General features: G+C 44.8%; 1 protein-coding gene and 1 pseudogene. Both read right to left on the bottom strand.

What is annotated here, in order from left to right:
• A partial coding sequence (locus P5683_RS24775) for an IS630 transposase-related protein (RefSeq protein WP_315647021.1) occupies positions 1-294 on the bottom strand: 294 nt, incomplete at its 3' end.
• Positions 295-838: 544 nt separating this feature from the next.
• A pseudogene (locus P5683_RS24770) lies at positions 839-1,462 on the bottom strand (group II intron maturase-specific domain-containing protein); the annotation flags it as partial.
• Positions 1,463-1,513 lie beyond the last annotated feature (51 nt).

Here is a 1,513-nt window from a genome sequence, read left to right as displayed (position 1 = left end):
CGTGCGAGGAGAGATGTCGTCATCCCAAAGTTCAGCCATTTGAGCTGCTGTTTTGTGGCCATGCTCTTGGGCAAAAGCCTTGAATTTCTGCCAGTCGGTAATTTTGTGGTTATTGCCAGGTCGGTGATGAGGTTTAGGGAGGAAGTCTCCGGTCTGTGCTTTTCTTTGCAGCCAGAGATTAATGGTGTTCCTGCTGACATGGAAAACTTGACTGGCTTCTGTTTTGGGCATACCGTCTAGTTCAATGGCATCAATAACTTTTTGTCTGAGGTCGTAACTATAGGGGGCTGGCATTTTTGGTCTTCTTAGTCATCTCGTCCTCTCCATTATACGTCCTAAGTGTTCTGTCTTGTGCTATATTTATTAGAGAGCCTATGAGGGGTTTAAACGTTCCGTTTATATGGGCATTCCAACTTTAGATTTGTTCTATCCACCGGGGTACCTTTAAAAGTCTGTGTAGGTGATGTTGCGATTACCCTACTTTTCCCCTTGCCCTTTTGGGCGCAGCGTCACAACCTATTTCGCTGCTTAGTGTTATCGATGGTTCAAGCCGAACATTCGGTTTCCCTAATCATGGATGGTTGGCAGTGGTCGCATCTGGTAGTAGGTTCTACTTCACGCCTTCCGTTCCCCGCTTCAATCCTGGGTTTGTGATTCCCAAAACTGGGGGTGGCTACCGCCTTTACTCTAAACGCAATTGTTAAGGAATCATTAAGATTTCCAGTTTGGCGTTTTTGACTTTGAGTTCCCTGCTTTGTTTTATTAGGGGTCGAGAGTGAAGTCACCTTCACCCCCTCCCATTCAGAACCGTGCATGAAAGTTTCCCTTCACACGGCTCCTAGTTTAATTGCTCCATTGTTAGGGATACAGCGTTGGCGTTATCTAGTGCCGTCTTATCATCGTGACAATGGCGATGTAATAGCTGAAGATTTTTGTATTCATCCTTTCCACCGAGGCTTCGAGGTACAATGTGGTCTACTTCAATTAGGTCTGATGGGGTAAAGTATTGCCCACACCAGGTACACCTGCCTTTTTGCTTCTTGAGTAGTTTTGCTACCCTACTTGGCGTTTCAATTGCCTGACCTCGTCTGGTTGCCCAGTAAGTCCAGTTTCCGTCATATGGTGTTGCTTCCGGGCGTATCAAGGTATGTCTAACAATTGGAGTCCAACTATGTTTCCATAACTGGAACCCATTTTTGGTCCTGAACAACCAAGCTTCCTGTCTTTCATTCCCATTGCTAAGTTTAACCGTTCCATTACTGAAATAGTTTCCTAGTTTTTCATAATTTGCCTTTCCGCATCTTGACACTGTCCATGCCCGCAACATTTGCCAGATTATATTGTCTAGCTTACTGAAAGTCTCCATTGAGACGACCCCTGAGTAGTAATTTGACCATCCACGAATAATCGGGTTTAGTTTACTAATCAGGGCTGATTGAGGTGCTGTTTTATGTTGTTTAACTCAGTACAGGACAAAAAAGCTGAAAGTCTTAGCCAAAAGGGAATCTAGCCG

Origin of the sequence: Limnospira sp. PMC 1279.21 (genome assembly GCF_032349615.1) — a bacterium.
GTDB classification, from domain to species: Bacteria; Cyanobacteriota; Cyanobacteriia; order Cyanobacteriales; family Microcoleaceae; genus Limnospira; species Limnospira fusiformis.
Note: the sequence above shows the minus strand (reverse complement) of the source record. Positions and strands in the feature narration are given on the sequence as shown.